Annotated in this window: 1 protein-coding gene; it reads left to right on the top strand. The window is 47.6% G+C overall.

Translation table 11 applies throughout. The features are described 5' to 3' along the window. The first annotated feature begins 306 nt into the window (after positions 1-306). Positions 307-1,122, top strand: coding sequence for a slr1353 family protein (locus NJ959_RS29890; RefSeq protein WP_254015394.1), 816 nt, complete (start codon positions 307-309; stop codon positions 1,120-1,122). Positions 1,123-1,150 lie beyond the last annotated feature (28 nt).

The raw sequence follows: 1,150 nt of genomic DNA on the forward strand, positions 1-1,150 counted from the left end.
CTGGTCAGATTTGGGCTTTGGCAAGCCCCCGCCTTTAGGCGTGGGGTTTCTGACGTTTACGCACTACCTGTTATGGATTGTTGCCGAAGAGCGGCAAGCACTTCCCGATTGGTAGGAGTAGTGAGTTACAGTCACAATGGACATTCTTTTATTGTAGGTTCTAGATGTGCAACACAAAACTTACTCATCTAGTTGACTGCTTTATCCTGACCGATTGCCAATTTTTGAGCCAGTTCCCAAGCGATCGGCGCTTTCCTCAAAGATTATGATACCAGCTCACCAGTCCGTTCACAAAAACCGTTTTTTATGTTAACTCAGTTTCGAGTATGTTATCCCCAAGGCAGCCTCTTGAGCGAGCTATTGACGATCGATCGCGGTATGTACATCGTGCGCTGCCTAGTTCAAGTTGAGGGAACAACCTTAGCCACTGGTATGGCTGCCGATCAAACCGTTGAATTAGCAGAAGATCGAGCTAGAAGTCGAGCTATAGCAGCTTTATGTCTGGATGACTCAACGACGGCTAAACCCAAGGACACATTAATTATTACCCATTCAGCACCTGTACCATCTACTCCCAGTATGGAAACAGCTTTCTCTGCCAAAAGTGTAGATCCCGTTCAACCAACTCAATTTACCCCCACTCCCAAGAGAACAAAGGGAAATGGGATGCCTCTGCCAGAGTCAGGGAACCAGATAACTCACGATTATGGCGCAATAAATCAGGCGACTGTTGAAGAAAAACCAATGGCGGCAAAGCTTTCGGTAACAGAAGTCCTACCATCATTTGAGGCATTTGAGGAAATTGAACCTCCCCAAGTTGAATCCCCGGAAATACTGATGGCAAGCACCAACGATCCCCCCAGCCAGGAGGTATCAGTCCCCTCTCCCTCCCCAGCAGAATTTGATCCAACTTCTATGAGTAATCTCACCCCTGACATACCAATGGATATGTCTGAGGTAATGGCGAGAACTACTGTAGAAATGAAGCGTTTGGGTTGGACAACTCAGCGGGGACGGGATTACCTGATGGAAACTTATGGTAAGCGATCGCGCCACATGCTCAAGGATGATGAATTAATTGCCTTCCTCCGTTATCTAGAATCTGAACCTTCTCCAGATTGAGGGAGTGGGGAGTAGGGACAAGGGGGAC

It is taken from the genome of Limnofasciculus baicalensis BBK-W-15, assembly GCF_024178385.1.
GTDB lineage: Bacteria > Cyanobacteriota > Cyanobacteriia > Cyanobacteriales > Coleofasciculaceae > Limnofasciculus > Limnofasciculus baicalensis.